This window comes from Streptomyces sp. NPDC016640, assembly GCF_043076215.1.
GTDB lineage: Bacteria > Actinomycetota > Actinomycetes > Streptomycetales > Streptomycetaceae > Streptomyces.
On sequence record NZ_JBIBRG010000012.1, the window covers coordinates 145,801 to 172,021 of the forward strand.

Annotated in this window: 20 protein-coding genes, 2 tRNA genes and 1 pseudogene; 17 read left to right on the top strand and 6 right to left on the bottom strand. The window is 72.3% G+C overall.

Features of this window, described 5'->3' with window-relative positions; translation table 11 throughout:
• Window positions 1-2: 2 nt before the first annotated feature.
• From ACF07S_RS24150 to ACF07S_RS24210, 13 genes are all read left to right on the top strand, one after another.
• Window positions 3-1,049, top strand: a complete 1,047-nt coding sequence (locus tag ACF07S_RS24150; protein WP_391965699.1) for a substrate-binding domain-containing protein — start codon at window positions 3-5, stop codon at window positions 1,047-1,049.
• A gap of 80 nt (window positions 1,050-1,129) precedes the next feature.
• Window positions 1,130-2,326: a Gfo/Idh/MocA family protein gene (locus ACF07S_RS24155; protein ID WP_391965700.1), complete on the top strand. Its 1,197-nt coding sequence runs from the start codon at window positions 1,130-1,132 to the stop codon at window positions 2,324-2,326.
• Window positions 2,327-2,341: 15 nt separating this feature from the next.
• Entirely contained in the window at window positions 2,342-3,340 is a 999-nt protein-coding gene (locus ACF07S_RS24160; RefSeq protein WP_391965701.1) for a sugar phosphate isomerase/epimerase family protein, read from the top strand.
• 263 nt (window positions 3,341-3,603) lie between these two features.
• Window positions 3,604-7,326 (top strand): ThuA domain-containing protein, encoded by a 3,723-nt coding sequence (locus ACF07S_RS24165; protein WP_391975061.1) that lies wholly within the window; start codon window positions 3,604-3,606, stop codon window positions 7,324-7,326.
• 121 nt (window positions 7,327-7,447) lie between these two features.
• Entirely contained in the window at window positions 7,448-8,623 is a 1,176-nt protein-coding gene (locus ACF07S_RS24170) for an inositol-3-phosphate synthase (RefSeq protein WP_391975062.1), read from the top strand.
• Window positions 8,620-9,720 (top strand): SCO3242 family prenyltransferase, encoded by a 1,101-nt coding sequence (locus tag ACF07S_RS24175; protein ID WP_391975063.1) that lies wholly within the window; start codon window positions 8,620-8,622, stop codon window positions 9,718-9,720. The genes ACF07S_RS24170 and ACF07S_RS24175 overlap by 4 nt, the downstream gene beginning before the upstream one ends.
• Window positions 9,717-10,709, top strand: coding sequence for a sugar phosphate isomerase/epimerase family protein (locus ACF07S_RS24180; protein WP_391975064.1), 993 nt, complete (start codon window positions 9,717-9,719; stop codon window positions 10,707-10,709). Before ACF07S_RS24175 ends, ACF07S_RS24180 begins: the two co-directional genes overlap by 4 nt.
• Window positions 10,706-11,473: an EboA domain-containing protein gene (locus tag ACF07S_RS24185; protein ID WP_391975065.1), complete on the top strand. Its 768-nt coding sequence runs from the start codon at window positions 10,706-10,708 to the stop codon at window positions 11,471-11,473. The genes ACF07S_RS24180 and ACF07S_RS24185 overlap by 4 nt, the downstream gene beginning before the upstream one ends.
• A complete protein-coding gene (locus tag ACF07S_RS24190; RefSeq protein WP_391975066.1) occupies window positions 11,473-12,321 on the top strand; it encodes a TatD family hydrolase in 849 nt (282 codons plus the stop codon). The genes ACF07S_RS24185 and ACF07S_RS24190 overlap by 1 nt, the downstream gene beginning before the upstream one ends.
• A gap of 3 nt (window positions 12,322-12,324) precedes the next feature.
• Window positions 12,325-13,494, top strand: coding sequence for a metabolite traffic protein EboE (gene eboE, locus ACF07S_RS24195; protein ID WP_391965708.1), 1,170 nt, complete (start codon window positions 12,325-12,327; stop codon window positions 13,492-13,494).
• Window positions 13,491-14,900, top strand: coding sequence for an alkaline phosphatase family protein (locus ACF07S_RS24200; protein WP_391965709.1), 1,410 nt, complete (start codon window positions 13,491-13,493; stop codon window positions 14,898-14,900). Before eboE ends, ACF07S_RS24200 begins: the two co-directional genes overlap by 4 nt.
• Window positions 14,901-15,013: 113 nt before the next feature.
• Entirely contained in the window at window positions 15,014-16,207 is a 1,194-nt protein-coding gene (locus ACF07S_RS24205) for a sugar phosphate isomerase/epimerase family protein (RefSeq protein WP_391975067.1), read from the top strand.
• Between the two features lie 125 nt (window positions 16,208-16,332).
• Window positions 16,333-16,417 (top strand) — tRNA-Leu (locus ACF07S_RS24210).
• Between the two features lie 699 nt (window positions 16,418-17,116).
• Here the strand turns inward: ACF07S_RS24210 and ACF07S_RS24215 are convergent.
• From ACF07S_RS24215 to ACF07S_RS24235, 5 genes are all read right to left on the bottom strand, one after another.
• The gene (locus tag ACF07S_RS24215) at window positions 17,117-17,623 is read right to left on the bottom strand and encodes a hypothetical protein (protein WP_391975068.1); all 507 of its coding nucleotides are present in this window, start codon (window positions 17,621-17,623) and stop codon (window positions 17,117-17,119) included.
• Window positions 17,624-17,789: 166 nt separating this feature from the next.
• Window positions 17,790-19,616, bottom strand: a complete 1,827-nt coding sequence (locus tag ACF07S_RS24220; RefSeq protein ID WP_391975069.1) for an alpha/beta hydrolase — start codon at window positions 19,614-19,616, stop codon at window positions 17,790-17,792.
• A gap of 9 nt (window positions 19,617-19,625) precedes the next feature.
• Window positions 19,626-20,105 (bottom strand): hypothetical protein, encoded by a 480-nt coding sequence (locus ACF07S_RS24225; RefSeq protein WP_391975070.1) that lies wholly within the window; start codon window positions 20,103-20,105, stop codon window positions 19,626-19,628.
• 571 nt (window positions 20,106-20,676) lie between these two features.
• On the bottom strand, window positions 20,677-22,209 hold the full coding sequence (locus ACF07S_RS24230) for a hypothetical protein (RefSeq protein ID WP_391975071.1): 1,533 nt from the start codon (window positions 22,207-22,209) through the stop codon (window positions 20,677-20,679).
• A 507-nt stretch (window positions 22,210-22,716) separates the two neighbouring features.
• A complete protein-coding gene (locus ACF07S_RS24235; RefSeq protein WP_391975072.1) occupies window positions 22,717-23,547 on the bottom strand; it encodes an SAM-dependent methyltransferase in 831 nt (276 codons plus the stop codon).
• Window positions 23,548-23,717: 170 nt separating this feature from the next.
• Between ACF07S_RS24235 and ACF07S_RS24240 the strand changes: the two genes are divergently transcribed.
• A tRNA-Arg gene (locus tag ACF07S_RS24240) sits at window positions 23,718-23,795 on the top strand.
• A 30-nt stretch (window positions 23,796-23,825) separates the two neighbouring features.
• On the opposite strand, the gene ACF07S_RS24245 is transcribed toward ACF07S_RS24240, so the two are convergent.
• On the bottom strand, window positions 23,826-24,728 hold the full coding sequence (locus ACF07S_RS24245) for an SDR family NAD(P)-dependent oxidoreductase (protein WP_391975073.1): 903 nt from the start codon (window positions 24,726-24,728) through the stop codon (window positions 23,826-23,828).
• 100 nt (window positions 24,729-24,828) lie between these two features.
• Here ACF07S_RS24245 and ACF07S_RS24250 point away from each other — a divergent pair, with 100 nt between their 5' ends.
• The 3 genes and pseudogenes from ACF07S_RS24250 to ACF07S_RS24260 all read left to right on the top strand — a co-directional run.
• Window positions 24,829-25,494 (top strand): TetR family transcriptional regulator, encoded by a 666-nt coding sequence (locus ACF07S_RS24250; RefSeq protein WP_391965718.1) that lies wholly within the window; start codon window positions 24,829-24,831, stop codon window positions 25,492-25,494.
• A gap of 74 nt (window positions 25,495-25,568) precedes the next feature.
• Complete coding sequence (locus tag ACF07S_RS24255; RefSeq protein WP_391975074.1) at window positions 25,569-25,907, top strand: transposase; 339 nt, start codon at window positions 25,569-25,571, stop codon at window positions 25,905-25,907.
• A 32-nt stretch (window positions 25,908-25,939) separates the two neighbouring features.
• Window positions 25,940-26,068 (top strand): annotated as a pseudogene (locus tag ACF07S_RS24260) (XRE family transcriptional regulator); the annotation flags it as partial.
• Window positions 26,069-26,221: the final 153 nt, after the last annotated feature.

Here is a 26,221-nt window from a genome sequence, read left to right on the forward strand (position 1 = left end):
CCATGCCACAGACACCTTTCGCAAGCCGCAGAGGACTGCTCTTCGGGGCGGCCGCCGTATCCGCCGGCGCCCTGATCACGGGATGCACGAGCAACGAGTCCAGCGACGACGAGCCGGCCGCGAACGACCGGCCCGTCGCCGACGACAAGCCCGGCAAGCCGGTCACCATCGGCTTCGCCGGACCGCAGGCCGACCACGGATGGCTCAACGCCATCAACGACAACGCCAAGAAGCGGGCGGAGAAGTACTCCGACGTCACCCTGGAGATCACCGAGGGCTCCAACGACACCGCCCAGCAGATCGGCCAGATCGAGACCCTGATCAACAAGAAGGTCGACGTCCTGGTGGTGCTGCCGGCCGACGGCAAGGCCCTCACCCAGGTCGGCCTGCAGGCGATGCGGGCCGGCATCCCCGTGGTCAACCTCGACCGGATCTTCAACACCCCCCAGGCGTACCGCTGCTGGGTCGGCGGCGACAACTACGGCATGGGCCTGAACGCCGGTCACTACATCGGCGAGAAGCTCAAGGGCAAGGCCGACGCCCGGGTCGTCGAACTCGCCGGCCTGGACAACCTGGAGCTGACCCAGCAGCGCACCAAGGGCTTCGACGACGCGCTGAAGAACTACCCCAACATCAAGAAGGTGGCACGGCAGGCCGCCGAGTTCACCGTCGAGTCCGGCCAGGCCAAGATGGCCCAGCTGCTCCAGGCGCAGTCGAAGATCGACGCGCTGTGGAACCACGACGACGACCAGGGCGTGGGCGCGCTGCGCGCCATCGAGCAGGCCGGCCGCGACGAGTTCCTGATGGTGGGCGGCGCCGGCGCGCTCGCCGCCTTCCAGGCCATCAAGGCCGACAGCGGAGTCCTGAAGGCGACCGTCCTGTACCCGCCGACCATGGCCGCGTCCGCGATCGACCTCGCCCGCGCCCTCGGCCAGGGCAAGGGCGTCGGGGGCCTCGCCGAGTTCGAGATCCCCTCGTCGGTGACCTGCTACTCGGCCGTCGTCGACAAGGAGAACGTGGACCAGTACATGCCCACGGGATTCAAGTGAGGCGCCCCGCTCCACGGGCCTGACCAGCCCACCGGGCGGGGCCCGACCCCGCCCGCCACGACGACGAGGAGGACATTCGCATGGCACAGCCGCAGCAGTCAGAAGGGGCAGACACGGGGAAGCCACCCCTGCGCGTCGGCATGGTGGGCTACGCCTTCATGGGCGCCGCCCACTCCCAGGGCTGGCGCACCGCGGGCCGCGTCTTCGACCTGCCGCTGAGCCCCGAACTGGCGGTGATCTGCGGCCGGGACGCCGACGCCGTGCGCGCGGCGGCCGACCGGCACGGCTGGGCGGACACCGAGACCGACTGGCGCGCCCTGATCGAACGGGACGACGTCGACCTCGTCGACATCTGCACTCCCGGCGACAGCCACGCCGAGATCGCCCTCGCCGCGCTGGCCGCGGGCAAGCACGTGCTGTGCGAAAAACCCCTCGCCAACACCGTCGAGGAGGCGCAGGCGATGGTCCGCGCCGCCGAAGAGGCGAGCGCACGTGGTCAGTTGGCGATGGTCGGCTTCAACTACCGCCGGGTTCCCGCGACCGCGCTGGCCCGGCGGATGGTGGCCGAGGGCCGGATCGGCACGCTGCGGCACGTGCGGGTGGCGTACCTCCAGGACTGGCTGGTGGACCCGGCGTTCCCGCTGACCTGGCGGCTGCGCCGCGAGCAGGCCGGCTCCGGCTCGCTCGGCGACCTCGGCGCGCACATCGTGGACCTGGCCCAGCACCTGGCCGGGGAGCGACTGGCGGGCGTCTCCGCGATCACCGAGACGTTCGTGCGGGAGCGGCCGTTGCCGGCCGCGGCCGGCAACGGCCCGGCCGCCGGCACCGGACAGGTCACCGTCGACGACGCCGCCCTGTTCACCGGCCGCTTCGCCTCCGGCGCCCTCGCCTCCTTCGAGGCCACCCGGTACGCCACCGGACGCAAGAACGCCCTGCGCATCGAACTCAACGGTGAGCGCGGCTCGCTCGCCTTCGACCTGGAGCGGCTCAACGAGCTGTCGTTCCACGACGGCACCGAGCCCGGCACGTACGCCGGCTTCCGCCGCATCCTCGTCACCGAACCCGACCACCCCTACCTCGAGGCCTGGTGGCCGCCGGGCCACGGCCTCGGCTACGAGCACACCTTCGTGCACCAGGCCCGCGACCTGGTCCACGCCGTCGCCGAGGGCCGCGCCCCCGAGCCCTCCTTCGCCGACGGGCTCCAGGTGCAGCGCGTCCTCGCGGCGGTGGAGGAGAGCGCCGAGAAGAACTCCGTCTACACACCGATCGCCGACTGAGGAGGAGGGATACGGATGCCGCGCAACTTCACCCTGTTCACCGGACAGTGGGCGGACCTGCCGCTGGAGGAGGTCTGCCGACTCGCCCGCGACTTCGGCTACGACGGTCTGGAACTCGCCTGCTGGGGAGACCACTTCGAGGTGGACAAGGCACTCGCCGACCCCTCCTACGTCGCCTCCCGTCACGAACTCCTCGACAAGTACGGCCTGAAGTGCTGGGCGGTCTCCAACCACCTGGTCGGGCAGGCGGTGTGCGACGCCATCATCGACGAACGCCACCAGGCGATCCTGCCCGCGCGGATCTGGGGCGACGGCGAACCCGAGGGCGTACGGCAGCGGGCCGCCGCCGAGATCAAGGACACCGCGCGCGCCGCGGCCCTCCTCGGCGTCGACACCGTCATCGGCTTCACCGGCTCCGCGATCTGGCACCTGGTCGCCATGTTCCCGCCCGCGCCCGCGTCGATGATCGAGCGCGGCTACGAGGACTTCGCCGAGCGGTGGAACCCCATCCTGGACGTCTTCGACGCCGAGGGCGTGCGCTTCGCGCACGAGGTCCACCCCAGCGAGATCGCCTACGACTACTGGACGACCGTACGCGCCCTGGACGCGGTCGGCCGCCGGCCGGCCTTCGGCCTCAACTTCGACCCCTCCCACTTCGTGTGGCAGGACCTCGATCCGGTCGGCTTCCTGTGGGACTTCCGCGACCGGATCTACCACGTCGACTGCAAGGAGGCCCGCAAGCGCCTCGACGGACGCAACGGCCGCCTCGGCTCCCACCTGCCCTGGGGCGACCCCCGGCGCGGCTGGGACTTCGTCTCCGCCGGCCACGGGGACGTCCCCTGGGAGGACGTCTTCCGCATGCTCCGCTCGATCGGGTACTCGGGCCCCGTCTCGGTGGAGTGGGAGGACGCCGGCATGGACCGCCTCCAGGGCGCCCCGGAAGCCCTGCGTCATCTGCGCGCACTCGACTTCGAGCCGCCCACCGCGTCCTTCGACGCCGCGTTCAACAGCTGATCCGCGCGCCCGGCGGCAGGCCGGGGACGGGGACCGGAATGTCCGCCGGTCCCCGGTTCGGCCTGCCCGGATCCCGCTTTGTCCTGCGCCGGGAAGAAGTTCGACCAACTCTGCCGCAAGGGCTGTTGCCACCGGAAGAACGCGGTTACCGTCCCTGCAGTGTTCAGCCTCCCACACCTCCGGGGTGACGGCGCACCCCGGCGCCCGCACCGATCGTCCCCGCTCCCACCCGTACGGCCCACTCCCGTTCCCGGAGGGACTTCGTGCACAGAAACAGACTCAGAAGCGGCCCGACCACGAGGCGTCCCAGGCTTCGCACCACCCTCGCCCTGTTCACCGGACTGATGCTGGCCGTGGGCACCCCGGCGACCGTCGCCGGCGCCCACCCCGGACATCCGGAACACGACGGGACGGCAGCCGCCGAGGGGCAGTTCCAGCAGGTGCCGCTCGCCAAGGGCGAGCCCGAGACGGGCGAGCCGATGTCGCTCGCCGTGCTCCCGGACCGCAGCGTCCTGCACACCTCGCGCGACGGCACGCTGCGCCTCACCGACCAGGGCGGCGTCACCAAGGTCGCCGGCCGGATCCCCGTCTACAGCCACGACGAGGAGGGTCTGCAGGGCGTCGGCATCGACCCGGACTTCGAGAACAACCGGGCGATCTACCTCTACTACGCCCCGCCGCTGGACACCCCCGCGGGCGACGCCCCGGAGACCGGCACCGCCGAGGACTTCGAGAAGTTCGACGGGGTCAACCGCCTGTCCCGCTTCGTCCTCAACTCCAACGGCACGCTGGACATGGCCAGCGAGAAGAAGGTCCTGGACGTCGCGGCCTCCCGCGGCACCTGCTGCCACGTCGGCGGCGACATCGACTTCGATGCCGAGGGCAACCTCTACCTGTCCACCGGCGACGACACCAACCCCTTCGCCTCCGACGGCTTCACGCCGATCGACGAGCGCCCGGAGCGCAACCCGGCCTTCGACGCCCGCCGTAGCTCCGGCAACACCAACGACCTGCGCGGCAAGATCCTGCGCATCAGGGTCGCCGAGGACGGCTCGTACACCGTCCCGGAGGGCAACCTCTTCGCACCGGGCACGGAGAGGACCCGTCCCGAGATCTACGCGATGGGCTTCCGCAACCCGTTCCGGATGAGCGTCGACGACAAGACCGGCATCGTCTACGTCGGCGACTACGGTCCCGACGCCGGCGCCGCGAACCCGGACCGGGGCCCGGCGGGACAGGTCGAGTTCGCCAAGGTCACCGAGGCCGCCAACTTCGGCTGGCCGTTCTGCACCGGCGACAACGACGCCTACCGCGACTACGACTTCGCCACCGGCGCGCCAGGAGAAACGTTCGACTGCGACGCCCCGAAGAACACCTCCCCGCACAACACGGGCCTCACCGACCTGCCGCCCGCCCAGCCCGCCTGGATTCCCTACGACGGCGGCTCCGTGCCCGAGTTCGGCAGCGGCTCCGAGTCCCCGATGGCCGGTCCGGTCTACCGCTACGACGCCGGGCTCGACTCCGGCGTGAAGTTCCCCGAGGCGTACGACGGCGACTTCTTCGCCGGTGAGTTCGGCCGCCGCTGGATCAAGCGGATCGAGCAGACCGGGGACGGCTCCGTCGCGAAGATCAACGACTTCCCGTGGACCGGCACCCAGATCATGGACATGGAGTTCGGCCCCGACGGCGCGCTCTACGTCCTGGACTACGGCGTCTCCTGGTTCCAGGGCGACGAGAACTCCGCGCTGTACCGGATCGAGAACGCCGAGGACGGCTTCTCCCCGATCGCCGAGGTGAGCGCCGACAGGACGTCCGGCGCGGCCGGCCTGAAGGTCGCCTTCACCGCCTCCGCCAAGGACGCCGACTCCACGGACCTCACCTACAGCTGGGACTTCGGCGACGGCACCAAGGGCGAGGGCCTCAACCCCACCCACCGGTACAAGAAGGTCGGCACCTACAGCGCCACCTTCACCGCCAGGGACCCCGAGGGCAACACCGGCAACGCCAGCGTCCGGATCGTGGTCGGCAACACCGAGCCCGAGGTGAGGATCGACGTCCCCGGCAACGGCAGCCTGGCCGCCTTCGGCGAGCCCGTGCCGTTCAAGGTGACCGTCACCGACCCCGAGGAGACCGTCGACTGCTCCAAGGTCAAGGTCGTCTACAGCCTCGGGCACGACTCCCACGCCCACGAGCTGACCAGCGAGATGGGCTGTGAGGGCACCCTGAAGCCGCCCGCCGGGGACGGCGGTCACGACCCCAACGCCAACATCTACGGTGTCGTCGGCGCCAGTTACACCGACGGCGGGGCGAACGGCCAGGAGACCCTGACCGGCACCGCGCGCACCGTGGTCCAGCCGCTGCACCGCCAGGCCGAGCACTTCACCACCCAGTCGGGCGTGCGGACGTACGACAAGACCGGCGCCAACGGCGGCAAGACCGTCGGCGACATCGACGACGGCGACTGGATCTCCTTCAGCCCCTACCGGTTCGACGGGCAGAAGAAGCTGACCGTGCGGGCCTCCTCCGGCGGCGCGGGCGGCTTCGTCGAACTGCGCACCGGCTCGCCCGACGGTCCGCTGCACGGCTCCGCGTACATCCCGCCGACCGGCGGCTGGGACACGTTCCAGAACGTCGACGTGCCCCTGCGGTCCCTGCCGAAGCGCACCACGGAGATCTACCTGGTCTTCCGGGGCGGCGACGGCGCGCTGTACGACCTGGACGACTTCGAGTTCTCCAAGGAGCCGTACAAGGCAGGCAAGAAGGTCCTGGTCTTCTCCAGGACGGCGGGCTTCCGGCACGACTCCATCCCGGCCGGCATCGCCGCCCTGAAGGAGCTGGGCGCCCCGGCCGGTATCTCGGTCACCGCCACCGAGGAGGCCGGACAGTTCACCACGGCCAACCTCGCCAAGTACGACGCCGTGGCCTTCCTGTCCACCACCGGTGACGTGCTGGACGCCGACCAGCAGAAGGCGTTCGAGAACTACGTGAAGAACGGCGGCGGCTACCTGGGCATCCACGCCGCCGCCGACACCGAGTACGACTGGGAGTTCTACGGCGGCCTCGTCGGCGCCCACTTCGACTCGCACCCGGCCATCCAGAAGGCCACCGTGCGCGTCCACGACCACGACCACCCGTCCACCGCGCACCTGGGCGACACCTGGGAGCGCACCGACGAGTGGTACAACTACCGCACCAACCCGCGCGAGCAGGCCAAGGTCCTCGCCACCCTCGACGAGACGACCTACGAGGGCGGCACCATGAAGGGCGACCACCCCATCGCCTGGTGCCAGAGCTACGGTGGCGGCCGCTCCTTCTACACCGGCGGCGGCCACACCGAGGAGTCCTACGCCGACGAGGCCTTCCGCACCCATCTGCTCGGCGGCATGCGGTACGCCACCGGCCAGGTCAAGGCGGACTGCAAGCCGGACAAGGGCTACCGGGAGATCTTCAACGGCCAGACCCTGGACGGCTGGAAGCAGGCGGGTCCCGGCACGTTCGACGTCAAGGACGGCACCCTGGTGTCCGAGGGCGGCATGGGACTGCTCTGGTACCAGGCCAAGGAACTGGCGTCGTACTCCCTCAAGCTCGACTGGAAGATGCGGGGCGACGACAACTCCGGGATCTTCGTGGGCTTCCCCGCCTCCGACGACCCCTGGTCCGCCGTGAACAAGGGCTACGAGATCCAGATCGACGCCACGGACGCGCCCGACCGCACCACGGGCTCCGTCTACTCCTTCAAGTCGGCCGACATCAAGGCCCGTGACCAGGTGCTGCGTCCGCCCGGCCAGTGGAACTCCTACGAGATCAAGGTCCGCGGCGAACGCCTCCAGGTCTTCCTCAACGGAGTCAAGATCAACGACTTCACCAACAAGGACCCCGAACGGAGCCTGACCGACGGCTACATCGGCCTGCAGAACCACGGCGCCGACGACCAGGTCTCCTTCCGCGACATCCAGCTGAAGGAACTGCCCGCCTCGGGCGACTAGAACGGCGGCGGGCGGAGGACGCCGGACCTCCGCCCGCCGTCTCGCCGGGCCCCGCGCCCGGCACCCCGCTCGTCCCCCTCCGGCGCTCGCACCGGGTTCGCGTACGACAAGGAGGCTGCCCATGTCCGCCGAACCGTCCCTGTCCCCCTCCTCCCCGGCCCCGCGCTTCGGCGTCTGGCTCATCGGGGCCCGCGGATCCGTGGCCACGACCGCGATCGCGGGCTGCGCCGCCGTCGCCGCCGGGCTCCACCCGCCGACCGGCATGATCACCGAGACCCCGCCGTTCACCTCGTGCGGTCTGCCGCCGTTGTCGTCCCTCGTCTTCGGCGGCCACGACACCGTCGACTGCCCGCTGCCCAAGCGCGCCGAACACCTCGCCGCCGGCGGCGTCCTGCCGCACGGCCTGCCGTCCGCCGTGCACGCCGAACTCGTCGCCGCGGACCGGGAGATCAGGCCGGGCGGCCCGCTGCCCGGTGACACGGACGGCGGCGCGAGCCGCACCGACGACGCGTGGATCGAGGTGTTCGCCGCCGACATCCGCGACTTCGTGCGCCGCCAGGACCTCGCGGGCGCCGTCGTGGTGAACGTCGCCTCCACCGAGCCCGCTCCCGCCGACGGCTCACTGCCGCCCAGCTCCCTGTACGCGGCGGCCGCCCTGCGCGCCGGCTGCCCCTACGTCAACTTCACCCCGTCCACGGGCCTGCACCACCCGGCGCTCGCCGACGAGGCCGCCAGGGCCCGCGTCCCCCACGCGGGCCGCGACGGCAAGACCGGGCAGACCCTGCTGCGCTCCGTGCTCGGTCCGATGTTCCTGCAGCGCGCCCTCGCCGTGCGCGCCTGGTCCGGCACCAACCTCCTGGGCGGCGGCGACGGTGCCGCCCTCGCCGACCCCGCGGCCGCCGCCGCCAAGAACGCCGGCAAGGAACGCGTCCTCGCCGACACCCTCGGGGCCGCGCCCCAGGGCGAGGTCCACATCGACGACGTGCCCGCGCTCGGCGACTGGAAGACGGCCTGGGACCACATCGCCTTCGACGGCTTCCTCGGCTCCCGCATGATCCTGCAGACCATCTGGCAGGGCTGCGACTCGGCGCTCGCCGCCCCGCTCGTCCTCGACCTGGTCCGGCTGGCCGCCCGCGCCCGGGAGCGGGGCCTCACCGGCCCGCTGAGCGAGCTCGGCTTCTACTTCAAGGACCCGGTCGGGGAGGGCCCGTCGGCACTCGGCGAGCAGTACGCCGAGCTGAGGCGCTTCGCCGAGCGGCTGCGGGACGACGCCGACGACCGCGGGACGCGGCGATGAGCCGCACGGGCGACACACCGCGGGACACGCCCGCGCCACCCGCGCCGGTGACGTCGGGCGGGCCGGCCGCGCCGGGCGGACCGGTCCCCGGGGGCGCCGCGTCACCCCCCGGAGGCGCCGCCGCGCCCCGCGCCCCCCGTCCCCGCTCCGGCCGCGCGGGCGCCTGGGCCGAACTGCTGCGGCTGCCCGCCCTCTTCACCGTCCCCGGCGACGCCCTGGCCGGCGCCGCGGCGGCCGGGGCGCGCCCCGGACCGCGCACCGTGCTCGCCATCGGCTCCTCCCTCTGCCTGTACGAGGCCGGCATGGCCCTCAACGACTGGGCGGACCGCGAGGAGGACGCCGCGGAGCGTCCGCACCGCCCGATCCCCTCGGGCCGTGTCCGCCCCTGCGCGGCCCTCACCGCCGCCTGCGCCCTCACCGGCGCCGGTCTGGCACTGGCCGCCGGAGCGGGACGCCCCGCCCTCGCGGTGGCCACGCCGCTGGCGGCGACCGTCTGGGCCTACGACCTGGGCCTCAAGCACACGCCCGCCGGCCCGGTGGCCATGGCCGCCGCCCGGGGACTCGACCTGCTCCTGGGCGCCGCGGCCACCGCCGGCGGCACCCGCGCCGCGGCGCCCTCCGCCGCGCTCCTGGGCACCCACACCCTCGCGGTCACGGCCGTGTCCCGGCAGGAGACCAGGGGCGGTTCGTCCCTGGTCCCGCTGGCGGCCCTCGCCACGACGGGACTGCTCACCCGGCTGGTGACGCGCGGCCGCCCCCGACCCCCGGCAGGCCGACGGGCAGCAGCCGCCCCCGGCCTGCCGGGCTCCACCCGTGCGACGGACCGCACCCGGCGGGCCGCCGAGGTCCTCGCCACCGCCCTCGGCGCCGCCTACGCCGCCACGGCCGCCCGGCCCTACGCCCACGCCACCCTCAACCCCTCACCCGAGCTCACCCAGCGTGCCGTCGGCGGCGGCATCCGCGCCACCGTCCCGCTCCAGGCCGCGCTCGCCGCCCGCTCCGGATCGGCCGTCACCGCCCTGCTCGTCGCGGCCTTGGCCCCGGCCGGCCGTTCGTTCGCGAGGAGGGCGAGCATGAGGAAGGTGAGCGTGACGTGAACACACGCCTCGATCCGCACCGCGCCCCGGGCACGGACCCGCGCGCCCCCCGGTCTCCGCTCCGCTTCGGCTACGGCACCAACGGCCTCGCCGACCTCCGCCTCGACGACGCCCTCGCCCTGCTCGCCGACCTCGGCTACGAGGGCGTCGGACTGACCCTCGACCACATGCACCTCGACCCGCTCGCCCCGGACCTCGCCGCCCGCACCCGCCGGGTCGCGCACCGGCTGGACGCGCTCGGCCTGGGCGTCACCGTGGAGACCGGGGCGCGCTATGTGCTCGACCCGCGCCGCAAGCACGGCCCGTCGCTGCTGGACCCCGACCCGGACGACCGCGCCCGCCGCGCCGACCTGCTCGTCCGGGCGGTCCGCGTCGCCGCCGACCTCGGCGCGCACGCCGTGCACTGCTTCAGCGGGACCGTGCCCGACGGCACGGACCGGGACACCGCCTGGAAGCGCCTCGCCGAGACCCTCACCCCCGTCCTGGAGGCCGCCGCCACCGCCGGCGTCCCGCTCGCCGTCGAACCCGAACCCGGCCACCTCCTCGCCGTCCTCGCCGACTTCCACCACCTGCGCCGCACGCTCGGCGACCCCGAGCCCCTCGGTCTCACCCTGGACATCGGCCACTGCCAGTGCCTCGAACCCCTCCCTCCCGCGGACTGCGTGCGCGACGCGGCCCCGTGGCTGCGCCACGTCCAGATCGAGGACATGCGGCGCGGCGTCCACGAACACCTCCCCTTCGGCGACGGCGAGATCGACTTCCCGCCCGTCCTCGCGGCCCTCGCCGCCACCGGATACCAGGGCCTGACCGTCGTCGAACTGCCCCGCCACTCCCACGCGGGCCCTCACTTCGCCGCCCACTCCCTGCCGTTCCTCCGCGCCGCACAGGCCGCGGCCGTCGCCGCACCCGCCTCCACCCCCACCCCCACCCCCTCCGTCGAACCGCACGGCGATCCCTCCGCCACCTCCGAAGGGAGCAGCACCCCATGACGCGCCCCCCTGCCGCCCCGGGCACCCCGGACGCGGCGCCGGCCGGCACCGGAGCGGCCCTCCGCACCCCGAGAGCCGACGGCACCACCGCCGCCCAGGGCACCGCCCCTGCCCTCACCCCGCCCGCCGAGCTGCGCCGCCGCCTCACCGAGCGGCTGGACGGCACCGCCCGCGCCTGGCTCGACCAGGCCCTGGACGAAGCCCGCGCGCATCCCGGCACCCGTGGGCCCGTCCCCGTGTGGGAGCTGCGCCTGGCCGAGGCCGGCCGGCGCTGCGGCCCCGCCCACGCCGATGCCGCCCGCGTCCTCGTCCTGCACGCGGCCCACGCCGACGCCGACACCCTGACCCGGGTCTACTCCCAGGGCACCGCCGACGAACGCCGCGCCGTCCTGCACGCCCTGACGCACTGCGTGACCGGCCCCGACGCCCTCCCGCTGGTCGAGGACGCCCTGCGCACCAACGACACCCGGCTCGTCGCCGCCGCCCTCGGCCCCTACGCCGCCCGGCACCTGGACGCCCACGCCTGGCGGCACGCCGTACTGAAGTGCCTGTTCACCGGCGTCGGACTCGACCACGTGGCGGACCTGGCCCGGCGCGCCCGGGGCGACGGCGAACTCGCCCGCATGCTCGCCGACTACGCCGAGGAGCGCACCGCCGCCGGCCGCCCCGTCCCGGAGGACCTGCACCGCGTCCTGGCCCTGACCGGGCCCGCCACCGCCACCCCGGCGCAGGGCACGGACGACCCCCACGGCAAGGAGTCCTGATGCGCATCTTCGACCCCCACATCCACATGACGTCGCGCACCACCGACGACTACGAGGCCATGTACGCCGCGGGCGTCCGCGCCGTCGTCGAGCCCGCCTTCTGGCTGGGCCAGCCCCGCACCTCCCCGGCCTCCTTCCTCGACTACTTCGACTCCCTCCTCGGCTGGGAACCCTTCCGCGCCGCCCAGTACGGCATCGCCCACCACTGCACCCTCGCCCTCAACCCCAAGGAGGCCAACGACCCGCGCTGCACCCCCGTCCTCGACGAACTGCCCCGGTATCTCGTCAAGGACAACGTGGTGGCCGTCGGCGAGATCGGTTACGACTCCATGACCCCGGCCGAGGACGCCGCGCTCGCCGCCCAGCTCCAGCTCGCCGCCGACCACGGACTGCCCGCGCTGGTGCACACCCCGCACCGCGACAAGCTGGCCGGCCTGCGCCGCACCCTCGACGTGATCCGTGAGTCCGCGCTGCCGCTGGACCGCGTGCTGGTCGACCACCTCAACGAGACCACCGTCGAGGAGGCCAAGGACAGCGGCTGCTGGCTCGGCTTCTCCGTCTACCCGGACACCAAGATGGACGAGGAACGGATGGTCGCCATCCTGCGTGCCCACGGCCCCGAGCGGGTCCTGGTGAACTCCGCCGCCGACTGGGGCAGGAGCGACCCGCTCAAGACCCGCAGGGTCGCCGACCTGATGCTCGCCGAGGGCTTCACCGAGGACGACGTCGACCGGGTGCTGTGGCGCAACCCCGTGGAGTTCTACGGACTCAGCGGCCGGCTGAACCTGGGCGTCACCGCCACGCAGGCCACCCACGAGGGCAATTCCATCCTGCGTGGCGGGGCGTGAGCCATGCGCTTCCGCCACCCCGACGGCTCGACCGTCCACCTCGCCTACTGCACCAACGTCCACCCCGCCGAAACGCTGGACGGCGTCCTCGCCCAGCTCCGCGACCACTGCGAGCCGGTCCGCCGCCGGCTCGGCCGCGACCGGCTCGGCATCGGCCTGTGGCTCGCCAAGGACGCCGCGCACGCCCTCGTCACCGACCCGTCCGCGCTGCGCGGACTGCGCTGCGAACTCGACCGGCGCGGCCTCGAGGTCGTCACCCTCAACGGCTTCCCCTACGAGGGCTTCGGCGCCGATGAGGTCAAGTACCGGGTCTACAAGCCGGACTGGGCCGATCCCGAGCGCCTGGAGTACACCACCGCCCTCGCCCGCGTCCTCGCCGGACTGCTCCCCGACGACGTCGCCGACGGCACCATCTCCACCCTCCCGCTCGCCTGGCGCACCGCCTACGACGAGCGGCGCGCGGACACGGCCCGCACCGCGCTGCGCACCCTCGCCGAACGCCTCGACGCGCTCCAGGAACTGACCGGACGCTCCATCCGCGTCGCCCTGGAACCGGAACCCGGCTGTGTCGTCGAGACCACCCGGGACGCCATCGCCCCGCTCACCGCGATCGCCTCCGACCGCGTCGGCATCTGTGTCGACACCTGTCACCTCGCCACCTCCTTCGAAGACCCGCACACCGCCCTGGACGACCTCGCCCGGGCCGGTGTGCCCGTGGTCAAGTCCCAGCTCTCCGCCGCCCTGCACGCGGAGCATCCCCACCTCCCCGAGGTCCGCGAGGCCCTGTCGGCGTTCGCCGAGCCCCGCTTCCTGCACCAGACCCGCACCTCCACCGCCGCCGGGCTGCGCGGCACCGACGACCTCGGCGAGGCCCTGGCCGGCGACACCCTGCCCGACGCGGCACCCTGGCGCGCCCACTTCCACGTCCCGCTGCACGCGGCCCCCACCGCCCCCCTCACCTCGACGCTGCCCGTACTGAAGTCCGCCCTGACCCGGCTCGTCGGCGGCCCGCAGCCGCTCACCCGTCACCTCGAGGTCGAGACCTACACCTGGCAGGCGCTGCCGCCCGGACTGCGCCCCCGCGGCCGGGGCCGGCTCGCCGACGGCATCGCCGCCGAACTCGCCCTGGCCCGCGACCTCCTCACGGACCTCGGCCTGAAGGAACTCCCATGAACACCCCCGCGCACGCCCCCGAACCCGCCACCGGCCCCACCCCCCTGCTCGTCCTCGACGTCGTGGGCCTCACCCCCCGCCTCCTCGACCACATGCCCCGCCTCGAGGCACTCGGCCGGTCCGGCTCCCGCGCCCCGCTCGGCACCGTCCTGCCCGCCGTCACCTGCGCCGCCCAGTCCACCTTCCTCACCGGCACCATGCCCTCGGAGCACGGCATCGTCGGCAACGGCTGGTACTTCCGCGAACTCGGCGACGTCCTGCTGTGGCGGCAGCACAACGGACTCGTCTCCGGCGACAAGCTCTGGGACGCCGCCCGCCGCGCGCACCCCGGCTACACGGTCGCCAACATCTGCTGGTGGTACGCGATGGGCGCCGACACCGACATCACCGTCACCCCGCGCCCGGTCTACTACGCCGACGGGCGCAAGGAGCCCGACTGCTACACCCGTCCGCCGGCGCTGCACGACGAGCTCACCGAGAAGCTCGGCACGTTCCCCCTGTTCCACTTCTGGGGTCCCGGCGCCGACCTCGTCTCCAGCCAGTGGATCATCGACGCCACCCGTCACGTCATGCGGACCCGCCACCCCGACCTGACGCTGTGCTACCTCCCCCATCTCGACTACGACCTGCAGCGCTTCGGGCCCGACGACCCGCGCTCCCTGAAGGCGGCCGCCGACCTGGACGCCGCCCTGGCCCCGCTCCTGGACGACGCCCGAGCCGAGGGCCGTACCGTCGTGGTGCTGTCCGAGTACGGCATCACCCGGGTGAACCGGCCCGTGGACATCAACCGCGCCCTGCGCCGCGCGGGCCTGCTCGAGGTGCACACCCAGGACGGCATGGAGTACCTGGACCCGATGGCCTCCCGCGCCTTCGCGGTCGCCGACCACCAGATCGCCCACGTCTACGTGCGCCGCCCCGAGGACCTCGACGCCACCCGCGCCGCCCTGGACGGACTGCCCGGCATCGAGCAGCTCCTCGACGACGAGGGCAAGAAGACCCACCACCTCGACCACCCGCGCGCCGGCGAACTGGTCGCCGTCGCCGAACCCGACGCCTGGTTCACGTACTACTACTGGCTCGACGACGCCCGCGCGCCCGACTTCGCGCAACTCGTCGAGATCCACCGCAAACCCGGCTACGACCCGGTCGAACTGTTCATGGATCCCCTCGACCCCTACGTCAAGGTCAAGGCGGCCACCGCGCTGGCGCGCAAGAAACTCGGCATGCGCTACCGCATGGCGGTCGTGCCGCTGGATCCCTCACCTGTTCGAGGCAGCCACGGCCGCCTCCCCGCGAGCGACGACGACGGTCCGCTCCTCATCTGCTCCACCCCCCGCGCCGTCGGCGACCGCGTCGCGGCCACCGATGTCAAACAACTCCTGCTCCGGCTCGCCGGACTCGGCTGACCCACCACCAGGCACGGCCGCCGAGATCCAGCTACGGAGAGTGAAACACACGGCACTGACAACGGCCGGTCCCGGCGGCACCGGGACCGGCCACGACGAGAAGGCAGGCACCCGTGACCCCGTACTCCGACCCCTCCCGCACCGAGGCCGCCACCGCCTCCGCCGCCCCTGACGAGGGACTGCGCCGCACCCTCGGCGTGGACCGGCGCCGGTTCCTCAGCACCTGCACCGCCGTGGCGGCCGGAGCCGTCGCGGCCCCCGTCTTCGGCGCCGCCCCCGCACTGGCCCAGGACCGCGGCGGAGACCACGACCACGGACACGGCGGACAGGTCCTCGTCCCGCCGCACCGGCGCGGCATCATCCTCTACACCGTCCGTGACGCCACCGGCCGCGACCCCCTCGCCACCGATCTGCCCTCCGGCTTCCGCGAGGTGTTCAAGCAGCTGGCCCGCCACGGCTACCGCCAGGTGGAGTTCGCGGGCTACCGGCAGCACGCGAACGCGCCCGGCGGTGCCGACCTGGAGACGGTCGAGGGCGCCAGGCTGCTGCGTTCCTGGCTCGACGAGTACGGTCTGCGCGCCCAGGGCAACCACGGCTTCATCCCGCCGTCCTGGCCGCTGAGCACGGCGGACCTGGACACCTTCAAGAAACACCTGGAGATCGCCAACATCCTCGGCATGGCGCACATGGGCACCGGCGGCGACCCCACGGGCAGCTCCCACCGCGCCGACTGGGACGTGGCCGCCGACAAGTGGAACGCGCTCGGCGAGATCGCCCGGCGCGAGGGCATCAAGCTCTACACCCACAACCACGACGGCGCCTACGGCTTCCTGCTCGACGGCGGCCCGCTGGACGACCAGGGCCGGCCGACCCGCAGCTCCGGCATCCGCAAGCTGGAGTACTTCCTGAAGGTCACCGACCCGAAGCTCGTCTGGCTGGAGATGGACATCTTCTGGGCGCACGTGGCCCAGTACAAGTTCCACACGTACACCGCCCACGACGGCTCCACCCGGAGGAACGTCTTCGACCCGGCCGGCCTGGTCGCCCGCAACAACCGGCGCTACCCGCTGTTCCACGCCAAGGACGGCGTCGTCAGCACGACCAACGGCATGGGCTACGACATGGTGCCCTTCGGCACCGGCGTCATCGACTACACGACGTTCTTCTCACGGGTCGGCGAGCGCAATTACCACAACCCGATGATCGAGGACGACAACTCCCCGAGCGCCACCGACCCCGCGCAGTCGCTGCGGGAGGCCAAGATCAGCTACGACAACCTGGCGGCCCTGCGCAAGCGGCGCCGCTGACCCGGACACGGACCGGGCGTCCCGCCACCCGGGACATGGAAAACGCAGGTGAAGGGCACTGCGAAAGCTTGGTATGGTTGTCCATGTCGCCACGGGGAGCACCCCGGCACGGCGGCGGACACCTTGTCCGGGTGGCGGAATGGCAGACGCGCTAGCTTGAGGTGCTAGTGCCCTTTATCGGGCGTGGGGGTTCAAGTCCCCCCTCGGACACATCGCTCAGTCGATGGCCCCGACCGTTTCGGTCGGGGCCATCGACTGTTGTCGTACGACCGAGGGTGACGCGCGCTGTCCACAGGACCGGGACCCCCTTGGCGAGCGTGATCGCGGCGCGCCGGGTTGCGTACTCCGCGACGAGGTGGGTTCCGGCCTTCCTGGTGATCGCCCGGATCACCGTGATCGGGATCTTTTTGGCCATCTGCTCACCGAGATTCCGGCCGATCTTCACGCCGGAGGCCGCCACCCGTCGTCGGCGGGGTGGAACGGCGTCCGTATCCGCAGATGGGCCCCGGAAGACGCCCGTCCCCGGATCCCCGGGGAACCGCTCCAGCGCGAGCCGCGTGTCCTCGTCGGTCGGCGCGTACGTCGTCGTGAGGTACTGCGTCAGACCGCCGCGGAGCCGCGCGGCGGCCGGAGTGGGCTTCACGAGGACCTTTCGGGCAGGACGGTTGTCGCGACCGCCCGGTACACGACGCCGTGACGGTCGGCAAGGGCGCCGTGACGATCGGCGTCGAAAGTACCCCCGCCTCGGACATCGCTACCCGCCCGGCCGGATCGCGGACTCCCGCGAAAGGCGCCCCCGTGTGAACGGGGCGGACGGTCGCGGTGCCCGCCACGGCGGACACCGGTGACCGCGAGTGCGAACCGCTGGACGACACATGCGCCGCCGGGGGCCCGGCTCGTCCCGCGGTGTCAGAAGTGGTCGACCGTCTCTCCTGCGGGCACCCGGTAGCAGCCGGACGTGACGTTGATCCCCAGACTCGGTGCCGCGTCCTCGGAGTACTGGACGATCCAGACGCTGACCTTCCTCGCGTCGTTGTCGGCGACCAGGTTGAGCGCCTTGTTGGGACTGTTGTCGCGGTACAGCCGCTTGGTCACCCAGCCGCCCCCGTTCAGCCTCTTCTTCAGGTTCTCCATCGCCACGTCGATGTCGCCGGGCTTCGTCGGCGCGAAGTTCCAGGGGTGGTAGACGGTGAAGTACGTGTCCGGGTCCTTGCCCTCGCACTCCTTGACGCCGGGACCGGGCTCGGACGCCTTGCCGGGAACGCCGGCGAACCGGTAGAGCTCGCTGGACACCTCCTTCACGGCGGCGACCGCCTCCTCCGTCGTCGCCGTGCCCGCGTCGGGAAGACCCGCGCGGGGCTCCTGGGAAGTGCCGGCGGTGCCGCCGGGGGAGCCGTTGCCGTCGTTGTCGGTCATGCCACATCCACTGAGGAGAAGTCCGGTCAGGACGAGAGCCAGGGTCAGGGGGGAACCGCCCCGGTGGTGCGGGGCCGGTGCGGGGCGTGGTCCGTAGAACATGGGATTCCAAGATCTTCGTCTAGTGGGGCGGTGGAGGAACGGCGCTCGACAGCGTCCTGCCGTCCTATTCGGGAGTGGTCACGTAGCCGTACTTGCCGACCACGACCAGCGCCTGGTTCTTCAACGCCGTCGTGCCCCGGTCCCAGTACTGGCTGTGGCCTGTGGCGCCTGTCGTTCCCGTGGGACCGGTACCCTCCGGGCCCGTGTTCATCTGGTTCGCGCCGAAGGCCTCCTCGTCACTGGGGATGAGGAAGACGCCGCCGCCGAGACTCCAGTTGCTGCCGCCGTGACCCCAGCGGCCGATGTCGGGCACGGGGTCGTCGTCGGCCTCCTGGTTCCAGACGTGCCCCTTCGGAACGTCCATCTCGTCGGCGTGACCGACCTTGACGCCGGGACTTCCGGCGAGGATCACGTCGTCGGCGTTGAGGTTGCCGGTCTCGGCGGCGGCTCCGATGAGGGTGGTGCCGTACGAGTGCCCGATGGCGGTGCGGTGCGGTTCCCCGGGGCCGGAGTGGGAAGCCTCGAGGCCGTCCATGAACTGCCGGTACGCGGGTGCGCCGTCGTAGGCGTAGTGCTCGAAGGGGGCGTCCTTGACGATCGACTGGGGCGCGTCGTAGCCGAGCCAGGTGATGGTCGAGACGGAGGCGTCCGGTGACGTCTGGTTGGTCTGGCGCCACAGTTCGGTCATCCGGTTGATGTCGCCCCCCACCTTCTCCAGGTTCGAGGTGGTGCCCGGTACGTACACCGCCTGGTGCTGGGCCGTGTCGGGATTGCCGGTCGCGACGATGGCCCTGCCGTTCCCCTCCGGGCTGAAGCCGAGCAGGTAGGCCTCGGGAAGTCCTTCCTTGCCGGTGTCGTCGAAGCGGCTCTGAATGGCGTTCATGCCCTTGAGGGAGGCTGTGAGGCGGCGGTACTCGTCACCGTGCTGCCGGTTCCACGCCATCCATTCGTCCGTGTGGACCTTGGACGGGTACGGGCCCGCCGTGATCCACGTCCACTCGTTGGCGGGCGGCTTCGGGAGCGAGTTGAGCCTGAGCTGGTACTCGGAGCGCTTCTCCTCGAACACCACCCGGTTCGCCTCGTCCCTGACCTCGGCGGGCAGGCCGTCCAGTCTTCCCACGAGCTCGGGGTCGGTGGCGAGGTACGCCTCGCGCTCATCGGGGGTGAGCCCCTTCCACCAGTCCGCGTTCTGCTGAGGGGTGGCGTCCTTGGGCGGTCCGCCGATGGACGCCAGGTAGTCCTTGCCCGCCTCGCGGACCCCGCCCATGTCGGACTGGGCGTCCCTCAGGTCCTCGTGGGACACGGTCAGGTCGTCGTCGGCCTTCAGGGCGCGGATCTTCGGTGCCCACTTCGCGTCGGCCTCCGTCGCCTCCCGGAGGGCGTGGGCGATGCGGTCCGCGATGGCCAGGGCCCTGGCGCGGTGGGGGTTGGGATCGGCGTTCGCGGCCTGGCGAGCCATGGCCTGAGCCGTCGGATCGGTGAGGCTGCCGACCGTGCCGCCCTTGGCCGGCGACCCGGATCCCTCCTTCGGCGGGCCCTCCGGATAGGTGACGCTGCCGTTCGCGTCGACGGTGAACTTCGATGCCTCCGCGTCGTCGAGCGCGGACAGGAGTTTCTTCCGAGCGGCGTCCAGGTCGTGTGCGAATCCGTTGAGCGCCGTGCTGACCAGGCCGCATTCGATCTGCGAGTAGTGGAAGTTGGCCGAAAGCTTCCTCAGCTCTCCGACGGCCGCCTCCAGTGCCTCACCGTTGAGGGACTTGCGCATGCTCGGGACGACGACCCGGTCGATGTGGTCCTTGGCCGTGTCGGCCATGTCACCGGCGGCACGGTAACCATCGGCGGCTTCCTTGAACTCCGAGGGCTGCAGCCTCTTCAGGGTCGCGAGGTCCATGACGGCCCGTCACCGCCCCGAGGTCTGGCCGCCCACGGCGGGCGTGTCCGCGAACCGGGTGTCGATGGCGCCGAGCGCCGACCGTACGGCCTCGTCCGTCATCAACAGGTCGTGCCCGATCTGCTCGAAGACCTTCTTGACCCTGTCGCAGCGGTCATCGACGCCCTTGAGGTAGGAGGCCCAGGACTCGTAGACCTCCTTCTGCGCCCCGGCCGACAGACATCCGGCCACGTCACCCAACCCCTGCTGCCCGTCCTGCAGTTTCCTCACGGCCTTGTCGACGTCGCCTCCCAGCCCGCCGATGTCCTCCCCGGCCTTGTTCCATGCCTTCTTGCTGGAGAGGAGACCCTTGGTGACGCTGCTGGTGGACGTGGACGTGGACGGACCCGGCCCGTCACCCGGCGGAAGCTGGTTGAGCTGCATCTGCGTACCGTGCTCGTGCTGCTGAGCGGCTTCCTGCTTGAGCTGTTCCCACTCGTCCCACACCATGCGTCGTCCTTCCCCGTCGCCCCGGCCTTCCCGCGGCGACGGGCAGCTTACCCAGGAGATCGTCGGCGGTTGTCGGCTGCTTCCCGCCAGGCCGTCGCTGCGGGGACCAGGGGACGAGAACGCTGCGTGACATCCGCCCGCCGTCCTCCTCTGAGGCCGGCCGGACGTGGAAGTCCCGGCCGGGAACGCGTCCGTGCTGTACGGCGTTGGCGCACAGGTCGGCGGTGATGAGGGCCAGCGTCTCGTTGGCGTCGCTGGTGCGGGGATGTCCCCAGGATTCCAGACAGTGCGCGACGAACAGCCGGGCCGGGCGGGCGCCTCGCGGGGGCGAGGTGAGGACCATCGCGAACCCGGTGGGGGCCCTGGGACCGGGGGAGACCTGCCGGTGCCGTTGGGGGGAAGGACTGTGCATGCCGTCGGCGTGGTGGCCGCGCCGGGCGTGTCACCAGCAGCGACACCTGTACGGGAGGGGGCTGTGCACGAGGCCCGGCAGGATCGGGTGCGCAGCCCGGTCACGCACGCCGATGCCGGGCCCGGGGCGGAGGGGCAGGAACCGGAGCGGTGCCGGACCTCACGCCAGGAGGGGACAGGTGAGCGGGAGGACGCGTTCGGTCAGCCGGCCGGTGAGGTGGGTGTCGGTGGGGGCGGTGTCGGTGAGCCAGTCGGCTGCGGTCAACTGGTCGATCAAGGAACGCAGTTCGTCGGCGTCCACCGGGACCTGGCCGGTGAGGTCGTTCAGGGCGATGCCCTCGCCGCCGGGGCCGAGGTGTCCCGAGGTGTCGGTCCGCGTGGCCAGCGTCAGGGCGAGCAGGCGGGCGCCGGCGGGTGCCTTCGCCTTGCGGAGCCTCTTGTCCGAGACGACTCTCTGGGCCCAGCCGGAGAGCTTGGGCCGCGTCTTCCTGCCGAAGGTCAGGGGAGCCGCCGCGCCGGGCGTCAGGGAGGGCACGGTGATCGGGGTGGGGTTCTCCGGCCGGGAGGCGAGCAGGTCGCCGACCGTGCCGGGGAGGTCCAGCCAGCCGCAGCCGGTCAGCTCCCCGACCAGGTACTCCGGATCGGTCAGGCCCAGCCCGGTGAGGTCCTGGCCGACGAGGTTGCCGGTGCCGGTGTGCGCGGTGCGCAGGGTCAGCATCAGCACCAGCAGCCGTGCTTCCGGTCCGGGCAGCGGCGTGTGGCCGGCCGCATGCGCGAGGGCGGAGCGCGCGTACTCCCACTGCGTGGGCACGGTCAACAGGCGCGCCACGCCCGGTCCGTCTTCGTCCGTGACGCCGCCGGTGCGGTGCCGGTGCTGGCGCCGGATGACGGCGGCGGCCTGCTCGGCGCGCTGGGCTTCCAGCCGCAGGGTGACGTCGCAGCTGACATCGGACCAGGTGAGGAAGGCGCGGGCCTTGCGTTCCTGGAGGTCGGCCAGCAGCGCCAGGTCGGGTTCGGCGCGCTTCTGGTAGGCGCGGAAGAGGTCACCGAGGTCGATGAGTTCGTCCCGCAGGGATACGGGCCGCAGGTCGCGCGGGATGACACGCTGGGCGATCCTCGCCTCCGGCGGGCGGCGGCGCCGCGCGGGTACGGGGCGGGGCGCCGGAACCCCCGCCCGGGCGGCGACCTGCTGGTCGGAGAACCGCGGCGCGCCCGCGCCTGTGCCTGCCGCTGCGGGGGCCGGGCGGTCGGCGGTCCGGGGCGGGGACGGCCGGGAGGTGGCCGCGGTCTGTGCTCCGGGGGTGGCGGCGGCGCACCTCGAACAGCACTCCAGGGCCTGCCACCAGCGCCCTGCCCGGTCGGTGACCACGGCCAGGACGACCGGCCCGCCGCACCGCCAGGGTTCGCTACGCGCATGCCTGCCGGTGTCGGGCAGATGGGTGCGGCAGTCGTCGGCCCGGCACGCGCAGTAGGTCCCGGCCCTGGGGACGGGGGCGGCGCGCAGGTGGGCCTTGAGGTGGGCGGCCGCGGCCGCACGGCCTGCCGCCGCGGAGGGCAGACGTTGCTCGGCACAGGCGGGGCGGCTGCATGAGACGCGCACCTGCGCGCCGCCTCGGCCGACGGGGTCCAGACGCACCGTCCACCGGCGCCCCGGCACCCGTTCGCCCAGCTCGCTCACCGCGGCCTGTGTCATCCCGTTCTTCCTCCATCTCCCGTGTCCCGCATGCCGCCGCCGTTTTCCGCTGTTCCGGGGGTGTTCGGGCGGCGGGTCCACGGTATGCGGCACAGGGGCGAAGGGGGGTGGAATCGCACGGGGTGAGGGCTTTCGGGTGACAACGCCGCCCGTTTCGGTGCACCCGGGTTCGACGGCCGTCACGACGTCGTGGCGGCCGGGATCCTCGGGATCGCCCCCGACCCGGCGGACCCGCGCCTCGCGTTCCTCGAGGGCTGCGGGCGCGGGGAGGCGTTCGTCGCGCCCCGCCGTCGGCCGGGGCGGCGACGGGAAGAGGCCGCGGCCCCGGCAGGAGGGGCGAAGACCGAGCCGGCGCCCCGGTGGGTGACGCGCGCCCCTGCCGCGACGCCCGGCAGGCTCCCCCGAGCTCTCGGCTTCGCTCGAGCGGGGCCCCGTGAGCAGGGCCCCGTGAGCAGGGGCGATCCCATGACGCCGTTCCCCGGCGGGCGAGCGTCGCCGCCGGGCCCGCTACGCCTTCCGGGCCAGTCCGGCGGCGATGAGGTGTTCCCAGACGCCGAGTTCGCGTTCCGCGCCGCCGGCGCTCCACGGGCTGGGGGCCGTGTCGGGGCGCCACAGGGGTGCGGGGACGATGCCGGGGTCGAGGACCTCCAGGCCGTCCAGCAGGGAGGCGATCTCCTCGTCGGTGCGCCACCGGCCGCGGCCGAAGGTCCGCTGGAGGACCCGCTCGGCCTCCTCGGTCTCCGGGTTGCCGCCGGAGCGGAAGTGGCTGACGAAGAAGTGGCTCCCGGAGGGGACGTGGTCGCGCCAGTGGCGGACGATTCCGGCCGGGTCCTCCTCGTCGTTGACGTGGTGGAGGATGGCGCTGAGGATGACGGCGACGGGGCGGTCGAAGTCGATCAGTTCCAGGGTGTCCGGGTGGGTGCGGACGCCTTCGGGGTCGCGTACGTCGGCCCGGACGACCCGGGTCCGGTCGTTCTGCTCCAGCAGCGCACAGCCGTGGACCAGCACCTGGGGGTCGTGGTCGACGTACACGATCCGGGACTTCGGGGCGTGCCGCTGCGCGACCTGGTGGACGTTGTCGGCGGTCGGCAGACCACTGCCCAGGTCGATGAACTGCCGCACACCGGTGGTCCTCACGATCTGCGCGACGGCCCGGGTCAGGGCCGCGCGGTTGGCGAAGGCGATGGCCACCGAGCCGGGGAGGTCACGGAAGAACACGTCGCCGACCTCCCGGTCCACGGCGTAGTTGTCCTTGCCGCCGAGCAGGTAGTCGTAGACGCGGGCGATGCTGGGCCTGGTGGAGTCGATGGAGGAGCCTTCAACCGTCACGCCGGTCATCCTCCCCCGTGACGCCGCCCGCCCACCGGTGTTCCGGAATCCCCGGGCGGACGGATCCCGGGGTCGCGGCGGCCCCGTGCCGCACCGCGTCGGCGCACAGCCCGGCGGTGATTCGGGGGCGGTGGGCTTTTCGGCGTGGCCACCGATCGGGGGGGGGGGGGTTCATCCGCGGGGCCTGAGCCCCCGTTCCAGGTCGGGGAACCGCCTGCGAAGCGGTGCGCACCGGTTCGGATCCGGTTGCGGCCCCAGGGAGACACCTCCGCTGTGGAGCCACCGCTTCACCGCACGGGGAACGTCACGCCGGTGAGTTCCTCGGAGACGGTCCACAGGCGCCGCTGAACGGCCTGGTCGTGGGAGTCGGGGCTGGAAGTGACCAGCTTCGGGTAGCCCCGGATCTCCCCCCGGTTGCCGGGGCCGTAGTACTGGCCGCCGCGGACCGCCGGATCGGTGGCGGCGCGCAGGGTGGGCAGGGCGCCCATCTCGGCCTTCTGGGTGAGCAGCGGCGCGAGCCAGGTGACGGGCACGCGAAGCGCGGCGGGCGTGTTGCGGGTGAGCTCGGTGTTGGACACGCCGGGATGGGCGGCCACCGCGACCGTGGTGCCGTGTGGTGCGAGCCGGCGCTGCAGTTCGTACGTGAACATCAGGTTGGCGAGTTTGGACTGGCCGTAGGCGGCGGCGCGGCTGTACGAGCGCTCCCACTGCAGGTCGTCGAAGTGGATGGCGGCCCGGATGCGGTGACCGGTGCTGCTGACCGTCACGACGCGGGAGCCGGGGACGGGCAGGAGCCGGTCCAGCAGCAGGCCGGTCAGGGCGAAGTGGCCGAGGTGGTTGGTGCCGAACTGCAGCTCGAAGCCGTCGGCGGTGGTCTGCTTCGGGGTGTACATCACGCCCGCGTTGTTGATCAGGAGGTCGATGCGCGGGTGGGCCGCGCGCAGGTCGGCCGCCGCGGACCGGACCGAGTCCAGGGAGGTCAGGTCGAGGGCCTGGACGGTGACGTCGCCGGTGATGCGGGCGGCTGCCTGCTCGCCCTTCCCGACGTCGCGGACGGCCAGGACCACCGCCGCCCCGCGCGCCGCGAGCATCCGGGCGGTCTCGAAGCCCAGTCCGGTGTTGGCGCCGGTCACGATCGCCACCCGGCCGTGCTGATCGGGGATGTGCTGCTCGGTCCAGTCACTGCTCATGGCGTTCTCCTAAAGAACCGTCGGTCTGTTACGAGGACCAACATAAGAGACCGGCGGTCTCCTGTCAAGGGACCGGTGGTCTTTAAGTTAGGGTGAGGGCATGACGTTTCAGCGGGCGAGAAGCGAGGAGCAGCGGAGGATCCGCCGCCGGGCGATCCTGGACACGGCGGCGGCGATGCTCGACGAGATGCCCGTGGCCGAGGTGAGCCTCAACGAGCTCAGCCGGCGGGTGGGCCTGGCCAAGTCGAACGTCCTGCGGTACTTCGAGTCGCGCGAGGCGGTGCTGCTCGAACTGCTGGACGCCTTCCTGGAAAGGTGGCTCACCGAGCTGGCGGACGAACTGGCCGCGGGCGTCGAGGCGCAGGCGTCACCGGAAGCGCGGGCGGGTCAGCTGGCCGAGGTCCTCAGCCGGTCGCTGGCGGAACGGGTGGTGCTCTGCGACCTCTTCGGCGCGCAGGGCGGCGTCCTCGAGCACAACGTCTCGGTCGAGGTGGCCAAGCGGCACAAGCGGTCCTCCCTCGCGAAGCTCGCGACCATGTCCGAGCTGGTGCGCCGCCACGTGCCCGAGCTCGGCGACGGCGCGCAGATGTTCTGCCTGATGATCCTGGCCTCGGCGGGCGCCCTGTCGTCCTACGTCCCGCCGCCGCCCAGCCTCCTCGCCGCCTACGCGGAGGAGCCCGCCCTCGGCGTGCACCACCTGGAGCTGCGTGACGCTCTGCGGATCTCCTTCACCTCGACGCTCCTGGGCGTGCTGCCGCGCACCTGACCCTCTCCGTTCACCGAGCCTCTCCAACCCCAGGGTCTTTGAGAAGTCCCGCCGCCAGGCAGGCTCTCCAAGTCATGCGCCGGAAAAGGGACCTGGGCACGGGCAAACTGACGACCGAGCGGATCCACCCGGTCACGAGCCTGCCGCCCGGCGCGGCCACCGGCAGCGAACTCGCCGCCCGGATCCGCGGCCACCGGCGCATCGAGAACCAGCTCCACCACGTCCGCGACCGCACCTTCCACGAGGACGCCTCGAAGATCCGCACCCGCCACCTGCCCCGCGTCATGGCCGGCCTGCGCAACCTCGCCATCGGCGTCCACCCCCAGGACGGCCACACCGACATCGGCGCCGCCCCCGCCGCACCGGCCGAGACCACCTGCGGCCCCTCACCGCCCCCGGCCTGGCATGACTAACCCGAACACAAGATCACTTCTCGAAGACCCTGGACCAGCAGATGCGCGGAATCATCGCCGAAGGCTTGGAGGACGTGTATCTCCAGGACGGCGGCGGTCGCGCCATGGGGCTGTCGGACGTGGCCATCGACGACATCGACTACCCGGGTCTCGACTACTGAATGCGGAGCCCGCTGCGGCAAAGGCTCATTGCCGCAGTGAGCCGAAGCGCGATAGCTGTCACATGGGCAGGCCTGTTGTCACCGGCAAGGCCGTAGGTGCGCACGGATGGGACTTCGGCAACGACGACTTCGCCGCACCACACGGCATGAACG